Raw genomic sequence first — 25,088 nt, 5'->3', positions numbered from 1 at the left:
GGCCCCCAAAACCCGCGTGTCCATTATTTTGCAACAGGTGCCTGCTTGGTCAGCCCCAGCTTCGCACGGACTTCGTCAGGGCCGATCACGCGCGCGCCCATATTCTCGATGATGGATCCCGCACGTTCCACCAGTTGCCAGTTCTCGGCCATTACGCCCTTGTCCAGCCAAAGGTTGTCCTCAAGCCCCACGCGCACATTGCCGCCCGCGAGAACCGAAGCCGCGACAAACGGCATCTCGTTCCGTCCCAGTGAAAACGCGCTGAAGGTCCAGTCATCCGGCACGTTGTTTACCATCGCCATAAAGGTATTCAGATCATCCGGCGCACCCCACGGTACCCCCATGCACAGCTGGACCAAAGCGTTTGGTGCCAGAATCCCTTCCTTCACCAGTTGCTTTGCAAACCACAGGTGGCCGGTGTCAAAGGCTTCGATTTCGGGCTTCACACCCAGATCAGTCATCATCTTGCCCATGGCGCGCAATGCACCGGGCGTATTCGTCATAACATAATCGGCCTCGGCAAAGTTCATTGTGCCGCAGTCCAAGGTGCATATTTCGGGCAAGCATTCGGCAATATGCGCCACGCGTTCCGAAGCGCCAACCATGTCGGTGCCCTCGGCCACAGGAAACGGGTTTTCAACACCGCCGAATACGATATCGCCACCCATCCCTGCGGTCAGATTCAAAACAGCGTCCACATCAGCGTCACGGATGCGGTCTGTCACCTCACGGTACAAATCCAGCCTGCGGCTTGGCGCACCGGTCTCGGGGTCGCGCACGTGGCAGTGAACCACTGCCGCCCCGGCCTTGGCTGCAGCGATTGCGCTGTCGGCGATCTGCTGTGGTGACCGCGGCACATGCGGGCTGCGGTCCTGCGTTCCACCCGAGCCGGTTACGGCACAGGTGATAAAGACTTCGCGGTTCATTTCCAAAGGCATGGTGTTTTCCCCAGCTTATACCGGCTTGTGCCAAGGGTTTTCCCCAGGCTTTTCCCCGGATTCCGATTTGCGTTCTGACCCGACTCTGGCGCAGCTTTGGAAAACCCACTTGGCAATATGCGAATCAAACTTGATGAAATCCGCAAAAAACATACTGCAACCGGAACACCGCGCCCTGAAAACAGCGGTGCTTGTGCTGGACGAATGCAACACGCTCAGCTTTGCCTCTGCGGTGGATCCGATGCGGGCCGCGAACCGTCTGGCAGACCGCCCGGCCTTTGATTGGGACTATGTGACCGCGACGCCAGAACCCGCAATGCTGACAAGTGCGTTGCAAGTGCCCGGTATTCCACTGGCCCGGCTGCAATCCTGCGACCTGATGATCGTGGTCGCCGGGTTCCAACTGGCCCGCCACGCCACCCCCAGCCTTCTGGCTGGTCTGCGCCGCATCGCCGGCACCGGCGCAACGATGGCAGGCATTGATGGCGGTCCCTGGCTTCTGGCCGAAGCCGGGCTACTGGACGGCCACCTGGCAACAACCCATTGGGAAGACCTCGAAAATTTCGCCACCCGGTTTCCCGAAGTTGATGTGCGCACCGACCGCTTCACCGTTTCGGGCAACCGCCTGACTTCGGGTGGCGCAATTCCGGCTGTCGAGATGATGCTGCACATCATCGCCGCCCGTCACGGCGCGAGTTTCGCCGCGCGTGTTGCGGGCCTGTTCCTTTACGATGGCGCTCCGGACCCTGGAAAACCGCAAAGCCGCACAGGCGCGCCACATCGCCACACAGCACTGACCGCAAAGGCCAACTCAATGATGCAGGCGTCACTGGATGATCCCCTGCCGCTGGCCTATATCGCAGATCGCCTAGGCACCAGCCCGCGGACGCTGCAACAACAATTCCGCCTGCGCCTGAACACGACGCCGCAGGACCACTATCTGCAACTGCGCCTGGCCGAGGCCCGTCGTCTGGTCACCGACACTGATATGCCATTGATGGATGTGGCGCTCGCCACCGGCTTTGCCTCACAATCCAGCTTTGCCCGCGCTTTCCGCACCGCCCACGGTCAATCGGCCCGCGACCTGAGACACGAACGCGCGCATCCCACCCATCACTGACCGGATCCACCTTCATCTGGCCAAAAATATCCCGGGGGCGTCGCCAAAGGCGACGGGGGCAGAGCCCCTAAAACGGCATCGGGTGCGCCCGATGCGCCCTGCTGATCTCGGCCAACACATCCTTGGGTAATTCAAGATCCACGCCCGCCAGAATATGATCCAGCTGTGCAACGGTCGTGGCCCCGAAGATTGACGACATCATGAACGGGCGCGTCCGGCACCACGCCAGTGCCATATGCACCGGATCCAGACCATGCCGCGCGGCGATGTCCAGATAAGCTGCAACCGCCTCGAAAACACGACCGGATTTCCGGCCTCCCATCTCGGGCACAAAGGACATACGCGATCCGTCGGGGACGCAGTCATTTTGATACTTCCCGGTCAAAAATCCTGCTGCCAAAGGGGAAAACGCCATCAGCCCAACATCTTCATGCACACTCAACTCACCCAGGTCGGTGTCGAAATGGCGGCACAGCAATGAATATTCGTTCTGCACAGATGCCACACGCGGCGCCCCCATCTGTTCGGCCAGCCGCAGCCATTGCGCGGTTCCCCAAGCACTTTCATTCGACAGGCCAAAGGCACGGATATTGCCCTTGTCCACCTGAGCCTGCAGTGCCTCAAGGCATTCCTGCATGTTGCTCAGCACTTCGTCTGTGTATTCGCCAGACGGCGCATAATCCCAATTCTGCCGAAACATATAGCTGCCCCGATTGGGCCAGTGGAACTGGTAGAGGTCGATGTACCCGGTCTGCAATCGTCGCAAAGACCCCTCAATCGCTTCGGGTATGGTGCGGGCGGTGATCGGCGCACCATCACGGACAAAGGACAGCCCCGCGCCGGAATGCTTGGTCGCCAGAACATAATCACCCCGGCGGGTAGGATTGGCGGCATTCCAGTTTCCCAAAATCTCTTCGGTGCGCCCGATCGTTTCCTTCGCGACAGGGTTCACCGGGTACATTTCGGCCGCGTCGACAAAGTTGATCCCCGCGTCCAGCGCCATATCCATCTGCCGGTGCGCATCCGTTTCAGATGTTTGAGAGCCAAATGTCATCGTGCCAAGGCACAGATCGCTCACCATAATTCCGGTACGGCCCAAAGGCTTCTTCTGCATCGTCGTATCTCCTGAAAATTGCGGGCCGGTCAGGCTTCGGCCTTTTTCTCCCACCGCCCGGACTCCTCCGACCAGTATTGTGCGGAACATCCGGCATCCGTCAGCGCTTTCCACTGCCCGCGCGCGTGTTGTACAGCCATGTCGTCATTGCCATCGAACAGGATACAAACCCGTTCCAGCGCGGCGACTTCTTCCGCCTCGACCGGCGCTCCATCCACGGCCATGATGCAGGTCGCGCCATTTCCCGCCACGGCGCTGGTGGTCAGCAGGATCGGCTGGTCCGCGTCATGCGGACCGCCTGCGCGACCATGGGGCACGAACCCGTCCTCGGGTCCCAGCCAAAGTTTTTCATCCAGCCAGTCCATCCGTGCAGGGTCAGTACCCCGCACGGCTATCCGCCACCCGGCTTGCCGCGCCTTGTCCAGCAGCGCAGGCAAGGTGTGCTCCAGCGGCTGGCGGGTCAGGTGGTAGAAATAGACAGCGCCCATATGCCTACTCGAAATTGTCCTGCACAAACCGGCTCAGTGCGCGTACGCCCCAGCCGGTGGCGCCTTTGGGCGCATAAGATGTCTCGTCGGCAACCGAGGCGACCCCCGCAATATCCAGGTGAATCCACGGCGTTTCCTCTTTCACGAAACGCTGCAGGAATTGCGCGGCGGTGACTGAACCCGCGGGACGACCGCCCACGTTTTTCATGTCGGCAATGCGCGATTTCAGCAATTTGTCATAGGCATCGCCCAATGGCATCCGCCAGGCGCCTTCATCCTCGGCCTTGGCTGATTTCAGAAAGGCATCGCAGAATGTGTCATTGTTCGAAAAGACACCAGCATTCTCATGGCCCAACCCGATAATGATCGCACCGGTCAAAGTTGCCAAGTCGATCATGCCGACCGGCTTGAACCGTTCCTGCGCGTACCACATCACGTCACACAGAACCAGACGGCCCTCGGCGTCGGTGTTGATGATCTCGACCGTATCACCTTTCATAGACCTGACCACATCACCCGGACGGGTGGCGTTACCTGATGGCATATTCTCGACCAGACCAACCAGCGCCACGACATTGGCTTTTGCCTTGCGCTTGGCCAGCGCGCGCATGGTGCCCGCAACAACGCCGGCGCCGCCCATGTCCATGGTCATCTCTTCCATGCCAGCAGCGGGTTTGAGCGAAATACCACCCGTGTCGAACACCACGCCCTTTCCGACCAGTGCCAAAGGCGCGTCATCCTTGGCCCCGCCATTCCACTGCATCACCACCACTTTCGAAGGGCTGTCCGAGCCCTGCCCGACGCTTAGCAACGTGCGCATTCCCAGCTCGGCCAGCTTGTCTTCGTCCAGTACTTCGACCTCAAGACCCAGCCCCTGCATCTCAACCAGGCGGTCCGCGAATTCGGTGGTGGTCAAAACATTTGCCGGTTCATTGGTCAGATCGCGCGTCATCCGAACCCCGTCAGCAATTGCATAGAGAGGTGCGAATTCTGCCTCGGCCTCAGCAGGCTTTGAGTGGCTGATTGTCACTGTGCCAGCATTCTGGCTTTCCTTGGTTTTATGCGCGTCGAATTCATAGCTGCGCAGAACAATCCCCAGTGCCAGATCCTCGACGCGCGCGTGATTGCCAACCATCACCAGCATGTCCTTTCCGCCCGCCAGTTTGGCAAGGGCTGCACCTGCCTTGCGGGCTTCGCCGACCTCAGGGCGACGTGGCAGAACCAGAACATCCAGCGCCTCTGCCGCCATTCCTGTGGGCCATGCCATCGAGATGACGTCCCCTGTCTTCGACTTTCTGAAACTCTCGCTTTCAACAAGCCGCGCCAACCCGCCCTTCGTCAGACGGTTGGCTCTGCGGGCTGCCGGGCCCATCTTACCGTCGTCCGGAATGATGATGGCGACGCGCCCTCCGGCCTGCGCCATAGCCTCCAGGTCAAATTCCTGAAAACGGATCGGTATCAGACTGCTCATTGTACACTCCTCGAATTCTGTTCCCCAAGACCTAGCCCGCGGGGCACGCATTGACCAGATAGCAGTTTTCCCCGCCTTTCAATTGCATTAAGGTCCCGAAAAAATGACCGGCAGGCTCGGGGGAGAAAGACGTGGTACGAGAGGGCAGGCATACGCCGTCGCGCACAGCATTGCGCAGGCGCGATATCGGCCCGACGCCCCGCACTACAGGCGCAGCGGGGTCGCGCCTATGATCCTGGACCGTTATTTTGCCCGCCGGTTTCTGCAAAGCTTCATGGTCATCGGAGGTATTTTCCTGACCTTGATGATTCTCATCGATCTGATCGAACAGATTCGCCGCTTTGACGATTTCGACCTGTCTTTTGCCCAGCTGCTCCACCTCACACTGCTGAATACACCGGCCGCCATCAGCGAAATGCTGCCTTTGCTGGTCATCCTGTCCACCATCGCGCTGTTCGTTGGGCTGGCACGTACGTCCGAACTTGTGGTGACCCGTGCAACTGGCCGCTCGGGCATCCGCGCTTTGGTCGCCCCTGTCCTGTTGTCGCTGATCATCGGCGCTCTGGCCGTTGCACTGTTGAATCCCATCGCGGCGGCCACATCCGAAGAGTTCCGCCGCTTGTCGGATTCATACCGAAACAACGGCAGTTCGGCCCTTTCGATCAGCAGCGAGGGCCTGTGGCTGCGCCAGTCTGCCGAGAATGGGCAGGCCGTTATCCACGCCCGGGCAACATCGAACCAAGACAAGCTGCGGCTGGACGGTGTTACCGTCATCACCTTTGGGCGGGATGGCAAACCAACCCAGCAAATTGTTGCGGATCGGGCAGAGTTGGAAGACGGGAACTGGGTTCTGTATCAGGCAAAAACCTGGGCCTTGCAGGATGGGCAAAACCCCGAATCCAACTCGGTTGCACACGAGCGTCTGGAGCTGCCGACCTCGCTGACCCGACAGCGGATCATGGATACGTTTGGGCAACAGGATTCGGTTTCAGTTTATGACCTGCCCCAGTTGATCAGCGACCTTCGCGAGGCGGGGTTTTCGACCAAACAATATGAGGTCTGGCTGCAGGTACAGCTGGCCCGGCCTTTCTTTCTGATCTCGATGGTTCTGATCGGGGCCGCGTTTACCATGCGCCACGTTCGGTTCGGCGGTACTGGGATCGCCGTCCTGACAGCCGTCCTGCTTGGATTTGCCATCTATTTCGTGCGCAATTTCGCGCAAATCCTCGGGGAAAACGGACAATTGCCCATCTATATCGCTGCCTGGGCACCGCCCTTTGCCGCAATTCTGCTGTCTCTTGGTCTGCTACTGCATGCGGAGGACGGCTGATGCGGCATATCGTTCCTGTATTGCTCACCAGTGCACTGGCTTTGTCCGTACCGGCGGGAACTGCAGCACAGACATCCCAAGGCCGGCCACAACCACAGGGCACACAAGCGCAACAAGAGCCTGCCTTGCTGGTGGCCGACAAGGTATTCATCACGCCTGAGCGCAAACTTGTGGCTGAAGGCAATGTCGAAGCCTTTCAGGGCGACACCAAGTTGTCCGCCCATCGTATCACGTATGACCGCGAGACTGGCGAGCTGATATTGGAAGGCCCCATTCGTATCGATCAGGGTGGTCAAACCACGCTGTTGGCGGATTCAGGGCAACTGGACAGCGGAATTCAGAACGGACTGCTGATCGGTGCACGCATGGTGTTTGAACAGCAGGTACAGATCGCCTCGGTTCAGGCGAAACGGGCCGCAGGACGTTATACACAATTCAGCAAGGTTTCAGCCACATCCTGTCATGTCTGCACCGACGGCAGGCCGCCTCTGTGGCAGATCAGGGCGCGCAAAGTCACGCATGATCAACTGGAACGGCAACTATATTTCGAAGGCGCGCAGCTTCGGGTCCTGGATTATCCGGTATTCTACTTTCCCTATCTGCGCTTGCCCGACCCAACGCTAGAGAGGGCAACCGGCTTTCTGGTTCCTTCGATCCGCAGCACCTCGCAATTGGGCACTGGCGTTCAGGTTCCGTATTTCTTCAAACTTGGCGATCACAAGGACCTGACACTTACGCCTTACATCTCAGCCAAGACGACAACTCTGGGATACCGCTATCGTCAGGCCTTTGTGAACGGACGCATTCAGGTGGAAGGCGCTTATACACGGGATGATGTGCAACCCGATCAGGATCGCGGCTACCTGTTTGCCACCGGCTGGTTCAATCTGAAGAACGATTTCCGTCTGACCTTCAATCTGGAAACTACATCCGACGATGCCTATCTGGCCGATTACGGCTTGCCGGATCTGGACCGCTTGCGCAGCGAAATCGCACTGGAGCGGATCAAGCGCGATAGTGCGTTCAAAACCGGCCTGATCTACTACAAAACACTACGGGACAGCGAAAATCAGGACGAAATCCCGTCCCGCGTCTTCGACCTCAACTATGAAAAACGCTATTTTCCCAGCACGCTGGGGGGCGAGGTTCGGCTGGCTTTCATCGGTCATGCGCACGAACGCACCAGCGATACAGATGTTCTTGGTCGCGACATGGCACGGGCCACCTTCGACGCCGAATGGCTACGCAGCTGGACTTTCTCATCGGGGCTGCGGGTCGATACAACGCTGGGGGCGTCGGTTGACACTTTCAACGTTCGCCACGACAGCAACTACCCCGACAACGTGACCCGATCTACGCCGCGCGCGGCTTTGACTCTCCGGTATCCAATGACCCGGCGCGAGGAATCGGGGGCTGTTCAGTTCCTCGAACCGATTGCGCAGTTCGGATGGACACATGTATCGGACACCGATGTTCCGAATGATGAAAGCACTTTTCAGGAATTCGATCAGGGCAACCTTCTGTCCCTCTCGCGGTTCCCTGCTGAAGATCAGCGCGAGAACAGTGCCACTGGTGTGGTTGGCCTGAACTGGGCCCGGTATGGCGCGGGTGGCTGGCAGGCCCAGGCGACTGTGGGCCAAGTGTTTCGGGCCGACGCCGATCCAAACTTCACGCTGACATCGGGATTGCAGGGCACATCGTCGGATTTGCTGGTAGCCGGGCAGATCAGCACGGCCAATGGCTGGTCACTTGCCGGACGCGGTCTGATCGACGGGGATTTCAGCTTTGTCAAAGCCGAACTGCGCGGCGCATGGGCATCCGAAAATGCCGGCCTGTCTGGTAGCTATATCTGGCAGGAACCGGACCCGGCGGAAAACATCACCGAAGAAATCTCGGAAATTCTGCTTCTCGGACGCTACCAGGTCGATCAGAACTGGCTGACCAATGCTCTGGCGCGCTACGATCTGGCTGAGTCGGAACCGATCCGGTTGGGTCTGGGTGTGACCTATCAGAACGAATGCGTTCGGGTTAACATGTCCGTAAGTCGGCGCTTTACTTCAACATCCACTATTGAGCCTTCGACAGAATTCGGCTTTACCCTTTCTCTGACAGGGTACGCCCTTGAAGGCGGTGGCAAGACATACAAGAGAACATGCAGTTGATATCAGGTTTCTCCAGGTTTCTCCGTTCCGGTTGGCTTAAACCGGTCACACCGGCACTGGTTGCCGCAGTTTTTGCAATCGCGCCTCTTCAGGGAAGCGCGCAAAGCCTGTTCTCACCCGCGATCCGCGTCAATCAGGATATTGTCACCTGGTACGAGCTTGAACAGCGCCTGCAATTCCTGAATGTTCTGGGTTTGCCCGGTGGTAACGAAGCTGACGTCAGGGATGCCCTGATTGATGAAAAACTGCGCAGGCAGGTCATGCGCAGCGCCGGCGTACAAGCGACGCCCGAGGCCGTTCAGCTGGGCATCGACGAATTCGCCTCGCGCGGACAATTGTCATCCGAACAATTCCTGAAACTTCTCGGCGACGCGGGCGTCGACCCTGAAACGGTCCGGGATTATGTCGCGGATCAACTGGCATGGCGCGACTACATCAGCTCGCGCTATCTGTCGCAGGCGCGCCCGACCGAGGATGAGATTGATCGCGCGCTGGGCCAGACGGGCGGTGGCGGATTGCAGGTCCTGCTGTCCGAAATCATTATCCCGGTAAACCCGCAAACGGTTGCCCAGACCGAGCTGTTGGCCGAAGAAATCTCGCGCCTTGAAGGGCAGGACGCGTTTTCTGCTGCCGCCGCTCAGTATTCCGCAGCCGCAACACGGGGTCAGGGTGGACGTCTGGAGTGGCTGAACATCTCGAACCTGCCCCCGGCGCTTCAACCTGTCATCCTGGGGCTTCAGACCGGTGAGATCACCGACCCGATCACCCTGCCGAACGCGGTTGCCCTGTTTCAGATGCGGGGCTTGCGCGAAGTCGCAACCGGCGCTCCGCGCATTTCAAAGTTGGATTATGCCGCCTATTACCTGCCTGGCGGGCGCAGCGCCGAAACCCTTTCGCGGGCCGCGAAGTTGAAAGAAGAAATCGACACTTGTGATGATCTCTATGGCATTGCCAAGGATCAGCCCGCCGAAGTTCTGGACCGGGTCGAAGCCGCACCTTCCGAGGTGCCCGGTGATATTGCCGTGGAACTGGCCAAGCTGGACCGGAACGAAGCGTCGGCGACTCTGACCCGCAACAATGGTCAGACGCTTGTGTTTCTGATGCTGTGCAACCGCACGCGGGATCTGGGCGAAGACACCTCTCGGGGCGATGTCGCCAACGCGCTGGCGCAGCAACGTCTTCAGGCCTTTGCGGCCAGTCTGGTGGAGCAGCTGCGGGCTGACGCTGTCATTACTCAGGAATGATACGGCCCGTCGCGCTCAGCTGCGGCGAACCGGCCGGTATCGGCCCGGAAATCGCGGCCAAGGCGTGGGCTGAACTGCGCGATGCCTGCCCGTTCTTCTATATCGGGGACGCCAGCCACCTGCCAGCAGGCACACCCGTTGCTAAAATCGAACACCCAAGTCAGGTTGCTGAAGCCTGTGGCCGGGCCCTGCCCGTTCTTCAGATGGATTTTCCCGCCGCGAACGTATTCGGCCAGCCGAATCCGGCCAACGCGCCATCGGTGGTTGATGCCATCGAAACCGGTACCGAACTGGTACAGACCGGTGAGGCCGCAGCGCTTTGCACCGCACCGATCAACAAGAAAGCCCTGATTGACGGCGCAGGGTTCACCTTTCCTGGCCATACCGAGTTTCTGGCAGCCCTTTCCGGAACCCGCCGGGTAGTCATGATGCTGGCCAGCGAGCAGTTGCGCGTCGTTCCCGCGACGATTCACATTCCATTGTCACAAGTTCCCGCGGCACTTACCCCTGATCTTCTGCGCGAAACGATTGAAATCACTGCACGCGGTTTGCGTGATCAGTTCGGTATCGCGCATCCCCGGATCGCAGTTGCAGGCCTGAACCCGCATGCAGGTGAAGGCGGCAAGATGGGCACAGAGGAGCTCGACTGGATTGCTCCGATGCTGGCTGATCTGAACCCCGAGGACGCGACGATTACAGGCCCCCACCCTGCGGATACGCTGTTTCACGCAGCCGCCCGCGCCCGCTATGACGCCGCCATCGCCATGTATCACGATCAGGCCCTGATCCCGATCAAGACGCTGGATTTCGACCGGGGCGTGAATGTCACCCTTGGCCTGCCGTTCATCCGTACCTCACCCGACCACGGAACAGCACTGGACATCGCGGGGAAAGGCATCGCCAACCCCTCCAGCCTTATCGAAGCCCTGAAACTTGCCCAACGCATGGTAAAAAGCTCTTGATCCTTCACCTGGCTGAAAATATCCCCGCCGGAGGCACAAAAATCTCGGGCACAGCCCCTTTCACAGGCGCCAAGGTATTCCGATCATGAGCGCTATAGACACGCTTCCCCCTCTGCGCGAGGTCATCGCAACCCACCAGCTTTCGGCGCGCAAATCGCTGGGGCAGAATTTCCTGTTGGATCTGAACCTGACTGCCAAGATCGCCCGACAAGCCGGCGATTTGTCAGAATGCGATGTGCTTGAAATCGGCCCCGGTCCCGGTGGGTTGACACGAGGCCTGCTGTCCGAAGGCGCGCGCAAGGTCGTGGCCGTCGAAAAAGATACACGGTGCATTGCCGCCCTGAACGACATCGCCGCCGCGTATCCGGGTCGGCTTGAGGTGATCAACGGCGACGCACTGGAGATCAACCCGCTTGAATATCTGACACCGCCAATCCGCGTCGCCGCCAACCTGCCCTACAATGTCGGCACCGAGCTGCTGGTGCGTTGGCTGACACCGCCCGAATGGCCCCCATTCTGGCAGAGCCTGACGCTGATGTTCCAACGCGAAGTGGCCGAGCGTATTGTTGCCCAACCCGGCAGCAAAGCCTATGGACGCCTTGCCATCCTTGCCCAATGGCGGGCAGAGGCACGTATCGCCATGTTGCTTCCCCCCGGGGCCTTCACTCCGCCGCCCAAGGTTTCAAGCGCCGTGGTCCACCTGACCGCCTTGCCCGAGCCACGCTATCCCGCCGATGCCGCCACCCTGTCGCGCGTCGTGGCTGCCGCCTTCAACCAACGCCGCAAGATGCTGCGCGCCTCACTCAAAGGCATTGCCTCGGATATCGAAGACCGCCTTCTGGCCGCAGGTATCAAGCCCACGGACCGTGCCGAGCAAGTCCCGCTGGAAGCGTTCTGCGCTTTGGCGCGCGAAGTTAAGAAAACCTGATCAAACGAAAAAGCCCCGAGTTAAACCTCGGGGCTTGGTTCTTTTGACATCGGCTTTATTCTGCCGCCTCCGGTGCGTCCCCCGTGTCGGCAGGAGCATCCTCTTTTGCCTCGGGCGCAGCTTTGGGCTTCCGGGCGCGTGGCTTACGCGCGGGTTTTTCCTTGCGCGGAGCCTCTTCCGGTGTTTCAGCCGCCGGGGTTTCTTTGTTTTCCGGGGTCTCCACCAGACCGCTATCGGGCTCTGAAACTTGCTGAGACAGGTCCATTACATCAGGCTGCGGTGCTTCGGCCGGATCAGCCTGGCGGGTCGCTTCGCGTTCCTGACGTTCGGCACGTTCACGGTCGCGCTCGGCCTGGCGTTCGCGGTTCTGGCGCTCCTGCTCTTCACGGCGCGCGTCAATCTCGCGCTGCGCTTCGCTCAGCATCCGCAGGTAGTGTTCCGCGTGTTGCTGGAAGTTTTCTGCCGCCACGCGGTCATTCGACAGCTGAGCGTCACGTGCCAACTGGTTGTATTTGTCAATAATCTGCTGCGGCGTGCCACGGACCTTGCCTTCGGGACCCGAGCTGTCAAAAACCCGGTTTACGACGTTGCCGCCAGAAGGACGATTGCGGTTATTCTTGGCCCGCGAACGGGGTTTGGAAGATCTCATCTTACTTTACGTCAGCCTTATCAATGCGCTGTCGCTCAACCCGTGTTTTGCACTGCTCTAAGGCGTTTGCCGTGACGGGAAGTCGACTTTTTGGGCTTGGCGTCAGGGGTGCGCTGCAACAGCGTCAACCTCGCCGACTAATCCTGAGTAAGCATGTCCTGACGGCGCAGACAAGAGGAATCTCGGATTTTCACCAGCTTTTTTCTACAGGTAGGCGTTTTTTGCCGCAAACCCGCCGCTCATCCCGGCATTCTTGCGCCGACGACACGATGGCGACCGTCCAGATCGGGGATTACCCGGACGTCCACCAACCCGGCGGCATCGAACAAGGCTGACACTTTTGCCGCCTGCGTCGGGCCGATTTCGACAAGAATTCGCCCGCCCGGCAACAGAAAATCCGGGGTCGCCGCCGCGATCCGACGATACGCGCCCAACCCGTCCCCCTCATCCGTCAGGGCCATGCGCGGCTCGTGCTCACGCACTTCGGGCGACAGTTCTTCCATCTCACACACTGAGATATACGGAGGGTTGGAAACAATCAGGTCGAATTTGTCTTCAATGTTTTCGAACCAGTTTGATCGAAGGATCTCAATCCGCGTCTCTACCTGATGCTGAACCGCATTGGCACTGGCTTGCAGGCAGGCGGCTTCGCTCAGATCAACACCCACGCCCGTGGCACTGCTGCGTTCGGCCAGAAGGGTTATCAGGATACATCCCGAGCCCAGCCCTAGGTCGAGGACATGATCAAATGGTTCGCTCAACGCCGCTTCGATCAAGGCTTCAGTTTCCGGGCGCGGATCAAGGACATCCCGGCTGACGCGGAACCTGCGGCCGTAAAACTCCCGCTCACCCAACAGATGCGACACCGGAACCCGAATGGCACGCAAGGAGATCAGCTGATCATAACGCTCGGCAATTTCAGGCTGTAATTCTTCCGGGGCAATCAATGTCACACGGCTGGCTTCAATCCGTGCAGCATGGGCCAGCAACAGACGCGCGTCGCGTGCCGGATCGTCCACACCGGCCGCACGCAGACGCGCTGTCGCCGCCACCATCGCCTGTGCCGCTGTTTGCAGACCTGTCATTGTGCCATCTCGGCCAACAGCCGGGCCTGATCATCCGCCGTCAACGCATCAATCACCTCGTCCAGATCACCCTGCATCACCTGATCCAGCTTATATAGCGTCAGGTTGATCCGGTGGTCGGTCATGCGCCCCTGCGGGAAGTTATAAGTACGAATGCGTTCCGAGCGATCCCCCGAGCCAACCTGACTGGCACGATCTGCCGAGCGTTCACTGTCAATCCGCTGCCGCTCCAGATCGTACAAGCGCGTCTTCAGAACCTGCATGGCGATCTCGCGGTTGCGATGCTGGGACTTCTCGGAACTTGTCACCACCAATCCCGTCGGAAGATGCGTGATCCGCACAGCCGAGTCAGTCGTGTTCACGTGCTGTCCGCCCGCGCCCGAGCTTCGCATCGTATCGATTCGGATATCATTGGCGTCGATCTGGATGTCTACATCCTCGGCCTCGGGCAGAACCGCCACAGTCGCCGCCGAGGTGTGAATGCGCCCGCCGCTTTCGGTTTCGGGCACGCGTTGCACCCGATGGACGCCGGATTCGTACTTCAGTCGCGCAAAGACGTTGTCGCCTTTGATATGGGCTACTACTTCCTTGATGCCGCCCAGATCCGAGGCCTGCTCTTCGATAATCTCGAATTTCCAGCCACGCGCCTCGGCGTATCGCTGATACATGCGCAATAGATCACTCGCGAACAAAGCGGCCTCGTCCCCGCCGGTGCCAGGGCGAATTTCCAGCATCGCTGGACGGGCATCTGCCGCATCCTTTGGCAACAATGCCAGTTGGAGCGCGTTTTCCGCCTTGGGGATGCGAGCCTGCAACTCGGGGATTTCCTCCTCGGCAAGCTCTTTCATGTCCGGGTCAGTCAGCATCGCCTGCGCCTCGGCCAGATCTCCCACCAGCTGTCGCCAGGCCATGATCTGATCGACGACAGGCTTGAGGTCGGAATATTCTTTGGCCAGCGCCGCAATATCACCACCCGACGCGCCATCGGCCATGGCAGCTTCGAGGTACTGAAAACGCTGGGTGATCTGTTCAAGACGTTCTTCGGGGATCATCCCGGCGGTGTCTCTCATCCGGGGGCTTTGGTCAAGGGCAACGTCATGCTAAGCTTGCGGCCATGAAACGGGTTTTAATTACTCTGCTGCTGACAACGACGCCTGCATTCGCGGATTACATCGGCCCTGATGGCAAGACGCGGGATTGCTATTGCACTGACACATCCGGGTCTCGCATCGAACTGGGTGAGATGATCTGCCTTCAGGTCGACGGACGCATGTTCACGGCGCAATGCCAGATGTCCCTGAACGTTCCCATGTGGCGTGAGGTTCAGGAGGGGTGTTTGTCGTCTGGGTTACACTCGGACTGGCCAAATTTGGATACACCGCCAGATGGTGACAACGCTCTCTGAGCGCTACAAGTCTTCCCACTTGCTCAAATTGTATGCCCTGCGTTGGAACAGTCTGAGTGCGACTGTTAGCAAAGTAAGTGGTACGGCGGCCAACGCTGCAAAGCCAAATATATTGGGAAGGCAAAAGTTCTCACCAAGTATGACAGTTACCCCGGCCTGAACCGAAGCAACTATCAAGGTCAACAAGACAAACACAGCAACATTGGTTAATGGCGAAGCCCAATACAGAAAGGGTCTTGGTTCAAAGCCAAGGGCTTTCAATCGTTCAAGCTCAGACTCAATTCTTATGTGCTGCTTAACACCGGCCTGCTCAATTTCAGCCAATGCATTATGGAACTTTTTCTCATAGTCATTCATACGTCCAATTTAGGAACTTTCCCCTTGATTTCAATCTATTGAAGTGCAGTCAACCACCCATCGACCCGCGTCCTGTTCACCCCGAAATCCTTGCGACCAAACCGCAAGCGGCCGTGAATGCGCAGGGTGTCTCCGTCCTGCTGAGCCGTGGTGTAGTCGGGAAAGCCGATCCATTTCGTGCGGGTGATATAGGTGATCATGCCCTCGCTGACCGAGCCGGCCAATACTGTAGTGCGCGGCGTGGCTTGGGCAACCTTGTCAAGACGCTGCAACCCGTCGGGGCCGGTTTCAACAACGCGCAACACACCACCCGGCAAGTTCTGGCTTTCGGTCGAAACCAAAGTGACGTGCCACCGCGCAGGGTCTGACGGTGCCAGCCGGACATAGGCGCCCGCCCCAACCACAAGCGCAATCACTGCCCACAAAGCCATCTTTTTCATCCCGCTCCATCCCTTTTGTGAACCCTAAGCGGAACAAAACCGGCGGCAAGACATTCCACCGCGTCTTACCGCGACGTCACACCCGGAAGGATGCACAGCATCTCATAGATCAGATTGGCTGCTGTCAGTGCTGTGTTGCCCGATGGATCATAAGGGGGTGAGACTTCGACCAGATCGCATCCCACCACGTTTACCCCATGCAGGGCATGGATCAGTTGCAGCGCTTGCGGTGTCGAAAGACCCGCGATTTCCGGCGTGCCGGTGCCCGGAGCGTATGCGGGATCAAGGCTGTCGATGTCGTACGAGATGTAAACCGGGTGGTCCCCAATGATCTTGCGAACCTGCGATCCGATCTGGGTCAGGTTCTGCTGCCACAGCTCCCATGCGGGGAACTGGCGGAAGCCCCAGTCCTTGGCCTCGGTAAAATCCGAGGCTGCATAACCCGAGCCGCGAATGCCGATCTGGAACGTCTTGTCGGGAACAATCAGCCCCTCTTCATATGCACGACGGAAAACGGTGCCGTGGGTTTCGCGTTCACCGAACATCTCGTCATTCACATCGGCATGAGCGTCCACATGCACCAGCGCCACGGGCCCGTGTATTGCCTTGATGGCTCGCAGGATCGGCAGGGTGATCGAATGATCGCCCCCCATGGCCATCGGGATCACGCCTTTCGCCAAAATGGCGTCATAGCTTTCCTTGATGATCCTGAGGCTGTCTGCAAGCGAGAAGGTGTTGATCGCCAGATCCCCAATATCGGCTATCTGCAAACTGTCGAACGGGGCCGCTCTGGTGGCCATGTTATAGGGCCGGATCATCGCGCTTTCGCCGCGGATCTGCTTGGGGCCAAAGCGCGTGCCCGACCGCCACGACGTGCCGATATCCATCGGCACCCCCAGCACCGCCACATCCAACCCCTCAAGCGAGGAGGCCTGCGGCAGGCGCATGAATGTGTTCGGCCCGGAAAACCGGGCCAGATCATTCCCGCTAAGTGGTTGGTTGAATTCGGTCATGTGCGTAATGGTCCCGTCCCTGTTCGTCACTTGATCCAGCACATACCTTAAGCATGGCTAACTGTTGGTTAACGTGAACCCTTGCGGGTTTACCCATCTGCTTTATCCAGCTTGTTCCACCCCAACAGGCAAATGATCTGCGTCGCCACATGGGCCCCAGCAATCGCTGTCGCACCTGAGGTGTCAAAGGGCGGCGATACTTCGACAACGTCCCCGCCCTTGATATTGATCCCGGCAATGTCGCGCAGGATGATTTGCGCCTGAATCGAGCTTAATCCACCCCAGACTGGCGTGCCCGTACCAGGGGCAAAAGCCGGGTCAAGACCGTCGATGTCAAAGCTGAGGTAAACGGGGCTGTCACCAAGAATGTTCTTGATCTTCTCTGCCACAGCAGCTGGTCCCGATTCATAAACCTCGCGCGCATCGATGATGTTCACGCCCAGCGTATCCTCGTTCGTCGTGCGAATACCCACCTGGACCGAGCGTTTCGGATCGACAATGCCCGACTTTACAGCCTTGTAGAACATTGTCCCGTGATCCACGCGGGACATGTCGTCGTCGGCCCATGTGTCGGTATGCGCATCGAATTGCAGCAGGGACATTGGCCCGAATTTCTCGGCATAGGCCTTGAGGATCGGAAAGCTGATATAGTGATCGCCACCCAGCGCGACCGACGCCACATCAGCAGCCAGAATGGTTCGGATGTGGTCGGTCAGCGTGTCAGGAAAGGCCGGGATATTGGCATAATCATAAGCCATATCGCCATAATCCACGATCGCCAGTTCACTCAGCGCATCAAAGGGCCAGCCATAAGGCGCATCGGGCGACTGAAGTGCGCTGGCTTCACGGATCGCCCGAGGGCCAAGGCGCGTGCCGGGCCGGTTTGTAACCGCCTGATCAAACGGCACGCCAGTAACGGCGATGTCCACTCCCTTCAGGTTCTTGGTGTAAAGCCGCCGCAGAAAAGACGTCGCCCCGCCGAACGTATTTTCATAAGACAACCCCTTGAGGTCCGGATTAGTGAATGCCTCATCCACCTGGTTTCTTGCGTCTTCCAGTGCCATGTCTTCTGTAGTCCCTTTCCCGAACCTTTATCAGCTCAACGGCTGCGCTTTTTCCACGATCCGCGCGAAAAACGACGCGCCCACCGGTGCGATTTCGTCGTTAAAGTTGTATTTCGGATGATGCAGCCCTGCGCCTTCGCCCTGCCCTAGGAACAAATAAGCACCGGGGCGCTTTTGCAGCATGTACGAGAAATCCTCGGCCCCCATCTCGCGCCCGGTATTGCCGGTGACCCGGTCGTCACCGGATATTTCACGCGCCACCTCGGTCGCAAAGCCCGCCTTTTCGGCATCATTGATGGTGGCTGGGTAATCGACATTGTATTCCAATCGCGCCTCGACCCCATAGGATTTGGCTTGTCCTTCGACAATCTCGGCCATGCGCCGCATCACCATCTGCTGGACGTTCGGATCGAACGTTCGAACGGTACCGTTGATATAGGCCGTATCCGGGATAACGTTGTTGACCGTGCCGGTGTGGATTTGCGTGACCGAAACGACAAGATCATCCAGCGCATAATGGTTGCGGCTGACAATGGTCTGAATGGCCTGCGCAATCCCACAGGCCGCCATAACCGGATCACGGGTTTCATGCGGCATCGCACCGTGGCCGCCGACACCCTGAATATGCACTTCGAATGTATCGACAGCCGCCATGATCGGCCCCGGCGTTGTATAGAATGTCCCTTCGGCAAATCCCGGCGCGTTGTGCAGCGCGTAGACCTGCGAGATGTCGAACCGGTCCATGATGCCTTCTTCGACCATCACACCAGCACCACCGCCATCTTCCTCGGCGGGTTGAAAGATCAGCGCCACGCGACCGCTGAAATTTCGCGTCTCGGCCAGATAACGTGCCGCGCCCAGTAGCATGGTAGTATGCCCGTCATGGCCGCAGGCATGCATCTTTCCGGGGTTCTGAGAGGCATAGTCAACGCCCGTTTCCTCGGTAATTGGCAACGCATCCATATCAGCGCGCAGGCCAATCGTCGGCCCGTCGCCCTGCCCGTTGATGATCGCGACCATCCCGGTCTTTGCGATCCCCTCATGCAACTCATCAACCCCGAACTCACGCAGACGTTCGGCCACAAAGGCTGCCGTTTCATGGCATTCGAATTCCAACTCGGGGATGGTATGCAGATACTGGCGCCATCTGGTCATGTCGGCAGAGAAATCGGCAATTCGGTTGACGACGGGCATCTGGGGTGGACTCCTGATCGGGACTGCGGAATGGATGCATCTGACACCGGAATGAAAGGGTTCGCAATGGCTGAAAATCCTCTGATCCATGACAGCAATGCAGGTATCGAACGGCTGCTGGAAATCATGCGCCGCCTGCGCGATCCGCAATCCGGCTGCCCGTGGGATATCGAACAGGATTTCGCAACCATCGCCCCCTATACCATCGAAGAGGCCTATGAGGTCGCGGACGCCATCGAACGCGAAGCCTTTGACGAGCTTAAGGGAGAGCTGGGGGATTTGCTTTTTCAATCCGTATTTCACGCCCAAATGGCAGAAGAAGCAGGACATTTCACTTTTCAGGACGTGGTGCGCACCATGTCCGACAAGATGGTCAGCCGCCATCCGCATGTGTTTGGCGATGAATCCCGTGACAAGTCGGCCGACCAGCAAACCAAAGATTGGGAGGCCATCAAAGCCGCCGAGCGGGCGGGCAAAGAACAAAAAGGTGCACTGGACGGTGTGGCCGCAAACCTGCCCGCACTACTGCGCGCGCATAAGCTCCAAAAACGTGCCGCTCGGGTGGGGTTCGACTGGCCTGACGCCAGCCATGTTCTGGCCAAGATCACCGAAGAAGCCGCCGAACTGGAAGAGGCGCGCGACAAAATGGATGCCGACGCGCTGGAAGACGAGTTCGGCGATCTGCTGTTCGTGATGGTCAATCTGGGCCGTCATCTTGGCATCGAACCCGAAGCCGCCCTGCGTCGCACCAATGCCAAGTTCACCCGTCGCTTTGAAAAGGTCGAAGCCCGGCTGGCCGAACGGGGCAAGACCCCCACGCAAAGCGATCTGGCCGAGATGGATGCGCTTTGGGACGAGGTCAAAACGGAAGAGCATCGCGCCAACGGCAAACTCCCGCCGGCGGATGCACTGGCGGCGACCAGAAACGGGTAGACAAGCGATCCGACACTTGCGAGTGTCCCACCTTCACGACCCCCGGAGACGCCAATGCCCCCTCGCAAGATCATCATCGACACCGATCCCGGACAGGATGACGCCGTCGCCATACTGTTGGCGCTGGCCAGCCCGGACGAGATCGAGGTTCTGGGTATCACGGCCGTCGCGGGTAACGTCCCACTCGCCCTTACGGCCAAGAACGCCCGAATCGTTTGTGAATTGGCCGGACGTACGGATGTGCCGGTTTATGCGGGCTGCGACAAACCGCTGAACCGCCCGCTTGTAACCGCAGAACATGTGCACGGAAAAACCGGGCTGGATGGCCCGGTCCTGCCGGATCCGCAGATGCCCTTGGCTGAAGGTCACGCTGTGGACTTCATCATCGACACCCTGCGCTCTGAAGAATCTGGGACGGTGACCCTGTGTCCACTGGGGCCGCTGACAAACATCGCGACTGCATTTCGCAAAGCCCCCGATATTATCGACCGCGTGCAGGAAATCGTCTTGATGGGTGGGGCATATTTCGAAGTCGGCAACATCACCCCCACCGCTGAATTCAACATCTATGTCGACCCAGAAGCTGCTGATATCGTTTTTAAATCCGGAAGGCCAATCGTTGTCATGCCATTGGATGTCACACACAAAGCGCTGGTGACCAAATCACGAAACGACGCGTTCCGCGCATTGGACAGCAAGGTTGGACATGCCGTGGCCGAGATGACGGATTTCTTTGAACGCTTCGACAAAGAGAAATACGGCAGCGCAGGCGCCCCCCTGCACGACCCTTGCGTCACCGCCTATCTGATCCGCCCCGAGCTGTTTTCGGGTCGCCACCTGAATGTCGAGATTGAAACAGGGTCCGACCTGACCCTGGGCATGACCGTTGCGGATTGGTGGGGTGTCACCAACCGCGCACCAAATGCGTTGTTCATGGGGGAAATCGACGCTGACGGCTTTTTCACCTTGCTGACAGAAAGGCTGGCCAGATTATGAGCGCCGCCCTCCGCCTTGCGCGCCCCGAAGATCTGGATCGCCTTATGACGCTGGTCACCGCCTTTCATACAGAGGCCGGGCTGACACAGGACGCCGACAAGACACGCAATGCCCTCGCCCCCATGCTGGATGGCATCCCTCATGGCTGTGTCTATCTGATCGGACCCGGGCGCGCGCCTTTGGGATATATCATCCTGACCTTTGGCTGGTCAGTCGAGTTCGGCGGCATGGACGGTTTCGTGGACGAGATCTATATACGCCCCGCCGTTCGGGGCCGCGGCATTGCCACCGAGGTTCTTTTGGACCTGCCCAAAGCTCTTGCCGGGGCAGGCCTGATGGCTCTTCATCTGGAAGTCGACCGAAACAATGAATCTGCCCAAAAGCTCTATCTGCGCACCGGGTTCAGACAACGTGACAGGTATATGCTGATGAGCAAGGTACTTTAGCGCGACTCGCCGCGGAAGATATTTGCCGGATTCATGTCCTGAACCGGGTCATTCGACGAAACCTGTTCTCCGGTTATCGGATACGTTCCCGGACCCGCGCAGGCGGACAATACTGTGATGGACGTTGTGGCGATTATCAGAAGGAATTTGGATACAGACATCGTAGTCTCCTTTCTGCAATGAAGACAAACTACGGCATTCGGTGTGGACGTGATAAGTAACAAGTTCACACATAAGAATAGATAAGCCACATTTTTATTGTCAAAAACCTCCAAAACAGACGGATATATCCCTGAAAACTCTAACTTTTCTCAGGCCCGCGCGTGTCATTCTCAAATAGCGGCATCTCGAAAAAAAGCAGGTGGTCACGTGCGATTTCAGGAGTTTGGTAATAGGCGTCGCGCAGGTGAAAGCCCAAAGACAGGTATAACCGAGTCGCCGCTTCCAGGGGTTTGCCGGTGTCCATTCGAATATAGTCGAACCCAAGATCTCGACACATTTCGATCAGCGAAAGCATGATGGCACAGCCTGCGCCGGTCCCCCTTGCTGCGTCAGTTACAAATACGCGTTTGATTTCAGCCACACCAGGCTCGTACGTGTGAAACATGCCGCAGCCGACCGGTTCCCCATGCAGTAATGCCAGTTTGATCCCACCGTTCGGCGGCGTGTGTTCCGCGTCGATGTTGTCCATTACACGGGTGTATTTTTCGCTTGGGTAGAAGGCCTGAACGATTTGGGCGGTTCTTTCATCCAGTGCCAGCAGGAAATCCCTGTAATCCCGACACAAACGCCGAACCGCTTCAAACTGGTCCGGCGTTTCCGGTTCGATGATGTTCAGCACAATGCGACCCCCGGATTAAACCCAGGGGCCAGCCTAGCACCACGCGCGTTATTTGCGAAGGATCGACGCGCCCGCGTATTCCGCAACCTCGCCCAGTGATTCCTCGATGCGGATCAACTGGTTGTATTTGGCCAACCGGTCCGACCGCGCCAGCGAGCCAGTTTTGATCTGACCGCAATTGGTCGCCACCGCCAGATCAGCAATGGTGGCATCCTCGGTCTCGCCCGAACGGTGCGACATCACGTTTGTGTAACGCGCACGGTGCGCCATATCGACGGCGCGCAGGGTTTCAGTCAGCGATCCGATCTGGTTCACCTTGACCAGCATCGAGTTCGCGCAGCCGCGCTTGATGCCTTCGGCCAAGCGCGCTGGATTGGTCACAAACAGGTCGTCGCCCACCAGCTGCACCTTGTCGCCGATGGCGTCGGTCAAGGCTTTCCAGCCGTCCCAGTCATCCTCGGACATGCCGTCTTCGATCGAGATGATCGGATAGTCATTGACCAGCGCCGCCAGATAGGCTGCGTTTTCTTCGGATGTCAGGGTGATCCCCTCGCCCGCCAGAACGTATTTACCATCCTTGTAATACTCGGTCGCCGCGCAATCCAAGGCCAGGTGGATTTCTTCGCCGGGTTTGTAGCCCGCCTTTTCGATGGATTTCAGGATGAAGTCCAGCGCCTCGCGGGTGCTGGCGATGTTGGGGGCAAATCCGCCCTCATCGCCCACGCCCGTGGCCAGCCCCGCGGAAGACAGTTCTTTCTTCAGCGTATGGAACACTTCGGACCCCATTCGCACGGCCTCGCGGATATTCGCGGCCGAGGTTGGCATGATCATGAATTCCTGAATGTCGATCGGGTTGTCGGCGTGTTCGCCGCCATTGATGATATTCATCATCGGCACCGGCAGTACGCGGGCCGAGGTGCCGCCGACGTAGCGATAAAGGGGCTGCGTGGTGAAATCGGCTGCTGCCTTTGCTGTGGCCAACGAGACGCCCAGAATGGCGTTGGCACCCAGACGGCCTTTGTTATTGGTTCCGTCCAGTTCAATCATCGCCTGATCGATGGCCACTTGTTCTGTCGCGTCAAAGCCCACCAATTCCTCGGCGATCTCACCATTCACGGCGGCCACGGCTTCCAGAACCCCTTTGCCCATATAGCGGGATTTGTCGCCGTCGCGTTTTTCAACGGCTTCATGTGCGCCGGTGGACGCACCGGACGGTACGGCGGCGCGGCCCATGGTGCCGTCCTCCAGAATCACGTCGACCTCGACTGTCGGGTTGCCCCGGCTGTCCAGAATTTCGCGCGCGTGGATGTCAATAATGGTGCTCATGAGGTCTGTCCCTATGGCTGCAGTCGGTTGCACGCGTCATAACAGCAACCGGCCAAAAGTAAACCGGTTCCGTTATCGCTAACACGCATATTTACCGACCTTTAGGGCTAACAGTTTGCTGTTTGCGCCAACAGGTTCACGCCGGGACCAGATTGCGCGCCAAACGTCGCTCGCGGATAAAGGTGTACAGGCCAGATCCGATGATGAGGCTCGCCCCTGCCATTGTCAGCGCGTCAGGGCGTTCCCCGAACATCAGCATTCCGGCAAGGATCGAAAACACCAGACGCGTGTAACGGAATGGCATCATGGCCGAAGCCTCGCCAACCCGCATGGCCGTGACGATGCCGTAATACCCTAGAACACCAAAACCGATCGCCCCCAGGTACGGACCTGCCTGGTCGCTTTGTACCGGCACGAAGGGTGTTCCTGAAATAACCATCAACAGCAACCCGGCCAGCGCCACTGCGATATACGCCTGCATCGCCACAACGGATGAAGCCACCCGAACATCCAGCTTGCGGGTTATCAGATCACGCGCCGCAATCGCAAACACGGTCAGAACGACAAACAGTGAATCTGGCTGAAACCCTTCCAATCCGGGGCGAATGATCATCAGAACACCGACAAAGCCGACACCAATGGCGCTCCAGCGGCGCCAGCCGACCTGCTCTCCCAGAAACAGGGCCGCGCCCATGGTCACGGCAAGCGGCATGGCTTGAAACACGGCGGCGACAGTGGACAGATCGATCAGCGACAGCGCGGTGACAAAGGTCACGGCACCGAATCCTTCTGTCCCTGCGCGTAGCATCGGCAGCAGTTTCCACGCCACGGGATCGAAGATGCGTTTGCGGGTGACCACCGACATCACCGCAAAGACAAGCCCGCAGAACACACCCAGACACACCATGATCTGACCGGTCGGCACAGCGCCCGACAGGAACTTGATGAACATATCCTCAAGCGAAAAGGCCGCCATCGAGCCGATCAGCAAAAGGATGCCGTTTACGTTATTCATGCGCGCGTCCACAGGAAAAGGGTACTTGGGGTGCAGTGTCCGGGCACATGAACCGCAACCGGCGACGTCTGGCAAGCCAATTCCCGAAACGTTCAATGAATTAACGTGGTGGGGCCGTTCGCGATTTGTGATGGATCACTCCTGCTTGAGCGGTACGCCGTACAGTTCCAGCCGATGCCCTTTCAGCTTGTACCCAAGCTTGGCGGCGATCTTTTCCTGCAGGGCTTCGATCTCGGGATCGACAAATTCGATGACCTCGCCCGACTGCATGTCGATCAGGTGATCGTGGTGATCGCGCTCGGCATCCTCGTAACGGGCCCGCCCATCGCCGAACTCCAGACGCTCCAGAATACCGGCCTCTTCGAACAGTTTGACCGTACGATACACCGTCGCAATCGAGATGCCTGTGTCGATGGCAGAAGCACGCGCGTACAGTTCTTCGACATCCGGATGGTCGTCGCTTTGTTCCAATACCTGCGCGATGATCCTTCTTTGACCGGTCATGCGCAGACCTTTGGCCTCACAACGTCCAATAATCGTTTCCGACATGATGCCCCTCAGAATTGC

The 25,088-nt window shown here is 58.5% G+C and carries 27 protein-coding genes; 10 read left to right on the top strand and 17 right to left on the bottom strand.

The annotated features are described in order from the left end of the window. Window positions 1–23: 23 nt before the first annotated feature. Window positions 24–938, bottom strand: a complete 915-nt coding sequence (gene bcoG, locus ACR0DY_RS00490) for a 3-dehydrocarnitine:acetyl-CoA trimethylamine transferase BcoG (RefSeq protein WP_209503708.1) — start codon at window positions 936–938, stop codon at window positions 24–26. A 133-nt stretch (window positions 939–1,071) separates the two neighbouring features. Between bcoG and ACR0DY_RS00485 the strand changes: the two genes are divergently transcribed. Next, the gene (locus ACR0DY_RS00485; protein ID WP_480485408.1) at window positions 1,072–2,058 is read left to right on the top strand and encodes a GlxA family transcriptional regulator; all 987 of its coding nucleotides are present in this window, start codon (window positions 1,072–1,074) and stop codon (window positions 2,056–2,058) included. 67 nt (window positions 2,059–2,125) lie between these two features. Here ACR0DY_RS00485 and ACR0DY_RS00480 read toward each other — a convergent pair whose 3' ends face one another. Genes ACR0DY_RS00480 through ACR0DY_RS00470 form a run of 3 tightly spaced genes read right to left on the bottom strand, consistent with a single transcriptional unit; the run spans window position 2,126 to window position 5,131 of the window. Continuing rightward, entirely contained in the window at window positions 2,126–3,172 is a 1,047-nt protein-coding gene (locus tag ACR0DY_RS00480) for an aldo/keto reductase (protein ID WP_480545497.1), read from the bottom strand. A 29-nt stretch (window positions 3,173–3,201) separates the two neighbouring features. Next, on the bottom strand, window positions 3,202–3,660 hold the full coding sequence (locus ACR0DY_RS00475) for a DNA polymerase III subunit chi (RefSeq protein ID WP_480493034.1): 459 nt from the start codon (window positions 3,658–3,660) through the stop codon (window positions 3,202–3,204). A gap of 4 nt (window positions 3,661–3,664) precedes the next feature. Next, window positions 3,665–5,131: a leucyl aminopeptidase gene (locus ACR0DY_RS00470; RefSeq protein WP_480545495.1), complete on the bottom strand. Its 1,467-nt coding sequence runs from the start codon at window positions 5,129–5,131 to the stop codon at window positions 3,665–3,667. Between the two features lie 229 nt (window positions 5,132–5,360). Here ACR0DY_RS00470 and lptG point away from each other — a divergent pair, with 229 nt between their 5' ends. The 5 genes from lptG to rsmA all read left to right on the top strand — a co-directional run bounded on the left by lptG (window position 5,361) and on the right by rsmA (window position 11,757). Continuing rightward, window positions 5,361–6,461 carry an LPS export ABC transporter permease LptG gene (lptG, locus tag ACR0DY_RS00465; protein ID WP_480545493.1) on the top strand — a complete coding sequence of 367 codons (1,101 nt, stop codon included), beginning with the start codon at window positions 5,361–5,363 and terminating at the stop codon, window positions 6,459–6,461. Beyond that, a complete protein-coding gene (locus tag ACR0DY_RS00460) occupies window positions 6,461–8,623 on the top strand; it encodes an LPS-assembly protein LptD (RefSeq protein ID WP_480545491.1) in 2,163 nt (720 codons plus the stop codon). Before lptG ends, ACR0DY_RS00460 begins: the two co-directional genes overlap by 1 nt. Continuing rightward, a complete protein-coding gene (locus ACR0DY_RS00455) occupies window positions 8,614–9,867 on the top strand; it encodes a peptidylprolyl isomerase (protein ID WP_480480584.1) in 1,254 nt (417 codons plus the stop codon). The genes ACR0DY_RS00460 and ACR0DY_RS00455 overlap by 10 nt, the downstream gene beginning before the upstream one ends. Then, entirely contained in the window at window positions 9,864–10,829 is a 966-nt protein-coding gene (pdxA, locus tag ACR0DY_RS00450; protein WP_480480582.1) for a 4-hydroxythreonine-4-phosphate dehydrogenase PdxA, read from the top strand. Before ACR0DY_RS00455 ends, pdxA begins: the two co-directional genes overlap by 4 nt. Window positions 10,830–10,914: 85 nt before the next feature. Next, on the top strand, window positions 10,915–11,757 hold the full coding sequence (gene rsmA, locus ACR0DY_RS00445; protein WP_480897668.1) for a 16S rRNA (adenine(1518)-N(6)/adenine(1519)-N(6))-dimethyltransferase RsmA: 843 nt from the start codon (window positions 10,915–10,917) through the stop codon (window positions 11,755–11,757). Between the two features lie 55 nt (window positions 11,758–11,812). On the opposite strand, the gene ACR0DY_RS00440 is transcribed toward rsmA, so the two are convergent. The 3 genes from ACR0DY_RS00440 to prfA all read right to left on the bottom strand — a co-directional run bounded on the left by ACR0DY_RS00440 (window position 11,813) and on the right by prfA (window position 14,543). Continuing rightward, window positions 11,813–12,406, bottom strand: coding sequence for a DUF4167 domain-containing protein (locus ACR0DY_RS00440; RefSeq protein WP_267364566.1), 594 nt, complete (start codon window positions 12,404–12,406; stop codon window positions 11,813–11,815). Window positions 12,407–12,645: 239 nt separating this feature from the next. Beyond that, entirely contained in the window at window positions 12,646–13,491 is an 846-nt protein-coding gene (prmC, locus tag ACR0DY_RS00435; protein ID WP_480545489.1) for a peptide chain release factor N(5)-glutamine methyltransferase, read from the bottom strand. Beyond that, the gene (gene prfA / locus ACR0DY_RS00430) at window positions 13,488–14,543 is read right to left on the bottom strand and encodes a peptide chain release factor 1 (protein WP_480481653.1); all 1,056 of its coding nucleotides are present in this window, start codon (window positions 14,541–14,543) and stop codon (window positions 13,488–13,490) included. Before prfA ends, prmC begins: the two co-directional genes overlap by 4 nt. Before the next feature lie 62 nt (window positions 14,544–14,605). On the opposite strand from prfA, the gene ACR0DY_RS00425 reads away from it, so the two are divergent. Further along, complete coding sequence (locus ACR0DY_RS00425; RefSeq protein ID WP_480473197.1) at window positions 14,606–14,896, top strand: hypothetical protein; 291 nt, start codon at window positions 14,606–14,608, stop codon at window positions 14,894–14,896. Window positions 14,897–14,899: 3 nt separating this feature from the next. On the opposite strand, the gene ACR0DY_RS00420 is transcribed toward ACR0DY_RS00425, so the two are convergent. The 5 genes from ACR0DY_RS00420 to ACR0DY_RS00400 form a co-directional block, all read right to left on the bottom strand. Next, window positions 14,900–15,253, bottom strand: a complete 354-nt coding sequence (locus ACR0DY_RS00420; RefSeq protein ID WP_480545487.1) for a DUF6404 family protein — start codon at window positions 15,251–15,253, stop codon at window positions 14,900–14,902. Between the two features lie 35 nt (window positions 15,254–15,288). Continuing rightward, complete coding sequence (locus ACR0DY_RS00415) at window positions 15,289–15,693, bottom strand: DUF1499 domain-containing protein (RefSeq protein WP_480545485.1); 405 nt, start codon at window positions 15,691–15,693, stop codon at window positions 15,289–15,291. 65 nt (window positions 15,694–15,758) lie between these two features. Continuing rightward, window positions 15,759–16,706, bottom strand: coding sequence for an agmatinase (speB, locus tag ACR0DY_RS00410; RefSeq protein WP_480504872.1), 948 nt, complete (start codon window positions 16,704–16,706; stop codon window positions 15,759–15,761). A gap of 89 nt (window positions 16,707–16,795) precedes the next feature. Continuing rightward, window positions 16,796–17,770 carry an agmatinase gene (speB, locus tag ACR0DY_RS00405; protein ID WP_480480570.1) on the bottom strand — a complete coding sequence of 325 codons (975 nt, stop codon included), beginning with the start codon at window positions 17,768–17,770 and terminating at the stop codon, window positions 16,796–16,798. A 30-nt stretch (window positions 17,771–17,800) separates the two neighbouring features. After that, the gene (locus ACR0DY_RS00400) at window positions 17,801–18,964 is read right to left on the bottom strand and encodes a M20 aminoacylase family protein (protein WP_209503692.1); all 1,164 of its coding nucleotides are present in this window, start codon (window positions 18,962–18,964) and stop codon (window positions 17,801–17,803) included. Between the two features lie 66 nt (window positions 18,965–19,030). Between ACR0DY_RS00400 and mazG the strand changes: the two genes are divergently transcribed. Genes mazG through ACR0DY_RS00385 form a run of 3 tightly spaced genes read left to right on the top strand, consistent with a single transcriptional unit; the run spans window position 19,031 to window position 21,339 of the window. Further along, window positions 19,031–19,897, top strand: coding sequence for a nucleoside triphosphate pyrophosphohydrolase (gene mazG / locus ACR0DY_RS00395; protein WP_480538247.1), 867 nt, complete (start codon window positions 19,031–19,033; stop codon window positions 19,895–19,897). A gap of 54 nt (window positions 19,898–19,951) precedes the next feature. After that, window positions 19,952–20,893 carry a nucleoside hydrolase gene (locus ACR0DY_RS00390; protein WP_480897665.1) on the top strand — a complete coding sequence of 314 codons (942 nt, stop codon included), beginning with the start codon at window positions 19,952–19,954 and terminating at the stop codon, window positions 20,891–20,893. Beyond that, a complete protein-coding gene (locus tag ACR0DY_RS00385) occupies window positions 20,890–21,339 on the top strand; it encodes a GNAT family N-acetyltransferase (RefSeq protein ID WP_480480566.1) in 450 nt (149 codons plus the stop codon). Before ACR0DY_RS00390 ends, ACR0DY_RS00385 begins: the two co-directional genes overlap by 4 nt. On the opposite strand, the gene ACR0DY_RS00380 is transcribed toward ACR0DY_RS00385, so the two are convergent. The 5 genes from ACR0DY_RS00380 to ACR0DY_RS00360 all read right to left on the bottom strand — a co-directional run bounded on the left by ACR0DY_RS00380 (window position 21,336) and on the right by ACR0DY_RS00360 (window position 25,070). After that, the gene (locus ACR0DY_RS00380) at window positions 21,336–21,500 is read right to left on the bottom strand and encodes a hypothetical protein (protein WP_480480564.1); all 165 of its coding nucleotides are present in this window, start codon (window positions 21,498–21,500) and stop codon (window positions 21,336–21,338) included. The two genes, ACR0DY_RS00385 and ACR0DY_RS00380, sit on opposite strands and share 4 nt — an antisense overlap. A 140-nt stretch (window positions 21,501–21,640) precedes the next feature. Beyond that, window positions 21,641–22,180: a GNAT family N-acetyltransferase gene (locus ACR0DY_RS00375; RefSeq protein ID WP_480545483.1), complete on the bottom strand. Its 540-nt coding sequence runs from the start codon at window positions 22,178–22,180 to the stop codon at window positions 21,641–21,643. Between the two features lie 48 nt (window positions 22,181–22,228). Further along, window positions 22,229–23,506, bottom strand: coding sequence for a phosphopyruvate hydratase (eno, locus tag ACR0DY_RS00370; RefSeq protein ID WP_480480560.1), 1,278 nt, complete (start codon window positions 23,504–23,506; stop codon window positions 22,229–22,231). A 136-nt stretch (window positions 23,507–23,642) separates the two neighbouring features. Further along, window positions 23,643–24,521, bottom strand: coding sequence for a DMT family transporter (locus ACR0DY_RS00365; protein WP_480480558.1), 879 nt, complete (start codon window positions 24,519–24,521; stop codon window positions 23,643–23,645). 135 nt (window positions 24,522–24,656) lie between these two features. After that, a complete protein-coding gene (locus ACR0DY_RS00360) occupies window positions 24,657–25,070 on the bottom strand; it encodes a Fur family transcriptional regulator (protein ID WP_209503686.1) in 414 nt (137 codons plus the stop codon). Window positions 25,071–25,088: the final 18 nt, after the last annotated feature.

The organism is Ruegeria sp. O6 (assembly GCF_056535045.1).
This window is presented reverse-complemented; position numbering and strand designations above follow the sequence as displayed.

Excerpts from the sequence above, each read along its gene's own strand:
- bcoG (WP_209503708.1), bottom strand. The coding sequence starts at position 938 with ATGCCTTTGGAAATGAACCGCGAAGTCTTTATCACCTGTGCCGTAACC.
- ACR0DY_RS00485 (WP_480485408.1), top strand. The coding sequence starts at position 1,072 with ATGAAATCCGCAAAAAACATACTGCAACCGGAACACCGCGCCCTGAAA.
- ACR0DY_RS00480 (WP_480545497.1), bottom strand. The coding sequence starts at position 3,172 with ATGCAGAAGAAGCCTTTGGGCCGTACCGGAATTATGGTGAGCGATCTG.
- ACR0DY_RS00475 (WP_480493034.1), bottom strand. The coding sequence starts at position 3,660 with ATGGGCGCTGTCTATTTCTACCACCTGACCCGCCAGCCGCTGGAGCAC.
- ACR0DY_RS00470 (WP_480545495.1), bottom strand. The coding sequence starts at position 5,131 with ATGAGCAGTCTGATACCGATCCGTTTTCAGGAATTTGACCTGGAGGCT.
- lptG (WP_480545493.1), top strand. The coding sequence starts at position 5,361 with ATGATCCTGGACCGTTATTTTGCCCGCCGGTTTCTGCAAAGCTTCATG.
- ACR0DY_RS00460 (WP_480545491.1), top strand. The coding sequence starts at position 6,461 with ATGCGGCATATCGTTCCTGTATTGCTCACCAGTGCACTGGCTTTGTCC.
- ACR0DY_RS00455 (WP_480480584.1), top strand. The coding sequence starts at position 8,614 with ATGCAGTTGATATCAGGTTTCTCCAGGTTTCTCCGTTCCGGTTGGCTT.
- pdxA (WP_480480582.1), top strand. The coding sequence starts at position 9,864 with ATGATACGGCCCGTCGCGCTCAGCTGCGGCGAACCGGCCGGTATCGGC.
- rsmA (WP_480897668.1), top strand. The coding sequence starts at position 10,915 with ATGAGCGCTATAGACACGCTTCCCCCTCTGCGCGAGGTCATCGCAACC.
- ACR0DY_RS00440 (WP_267364566.1), bottom strand. The coding sequence starts at position 12,406 with ATGAGATCTTCCAAACCCCGTTCGCGGGCCAAGAATAACCGCAATCGT.
- prmC (WP_480545489.1), bottom strand. The coding sequence starts at position 13,491 with ATGACAGGTCTGCAAACAGCGGCACAGGCGATGGTGGCGGCGACAGCG.
- prfA (WP_480481653.1), bottom strand. The coding sequence starts at position 14,543 with ATGATCCCCGAAGAACGTCTTGAACAGATCACCCAGCGTTTTCAGTAC.
- ACR0DY_RS00425 (WP_480473197.1), top strand. The coding sequence starts at position 14,606 with ATGAAACGGGTTTTAATTACTCTGCTGCTGACAACGACGCCTGCATTC.
- ACR0DY_RS00420 (WP_480545487.1), bottom strand. The coding sequence starts at position 15,253 with ATGAATGACTATGAGAAAAAGTTCCATAATGCATTGGCTGAAATTGAG.
- ACR0DY_RS00415 (WP_480545485.1), bottom strand. The coding sequence starts at position 15,693 with ATGAAAAAGATGGCTTTGTGGGCAGTGATTGCGCTTGTGGTTGGGGCG.
- speB (WP_480504872.1), bottom strand. The coding sequence starts at position 16,706 with ATGACCGAATTCAACCAACCACTTAGCGGGAATGATCTGGCCCGGTTT.
- speB (WP_480480570.1), bottom strand. The coding sequence starts at position 17,770 with ATGGCACTGGAAGACGCAAGAAACCAGGTGGATGAGGCATTCACTAAT.
- ACR0DY_RS00400 (WP_209503692.1), bottom strand. The coding sequence starts at position 18,964 with ATGCCCGTCGTCAACCGAATTGCCGATTTCTCTGCCGACATGACCAGA.
- mazG (WP_480538247.1), top strand. The coding sequence starts at position 19,031 with ATGGCTGAAAATCCTCTGATCCATGACAGCAATGCAGGTATCGAACGG.
- ACR0DY_RS00390 (WP_480897665.1), top strand. The coding sequence starts at position 19,952 with ATGCCCCCTCGCAAGATCATCATCGACACCGATCCCGGACAGGATGAC.
- ACR0DY_RS00385 (WP_480480566.1), top strand. The coding sequence starts at position 20,890 with ATGAGCGCCGCCCTCCGCCTTGCGCGCCCCGAAGATCTGGATCGCCTT.
- ACR0DY_RS00380 (WP_480480564.1), bottom strand. The coding sequence starts at position 21,500 with ATGTCTGTATCCAAATTCCTTCTGATAATCGCCACAACGTCCATCACA.
- eno (WP_480480560.1), bottom strand. The coding sequence starts at position 23,506 with ATGAGCACCATTATTGACATCCACGCGCGCGAAATTCTGGACAGCCGG.
- ACR0DY_RS00365 (WP_480480558.1), bottom strand. The coding sequence starts at position 24,521 with ATGAATAACGTAAACGGCATCCTTTTGCTGATCGGCTCGATGGCGGCC.
- ACR0DY_RS00360 (WP_209503686.1), bottom strand. The coding sequence starts at position 25,070 with ATGTCGGAAACGATTATTGGACGTTGTGAGGCCAAAGGTCTGCGCATG.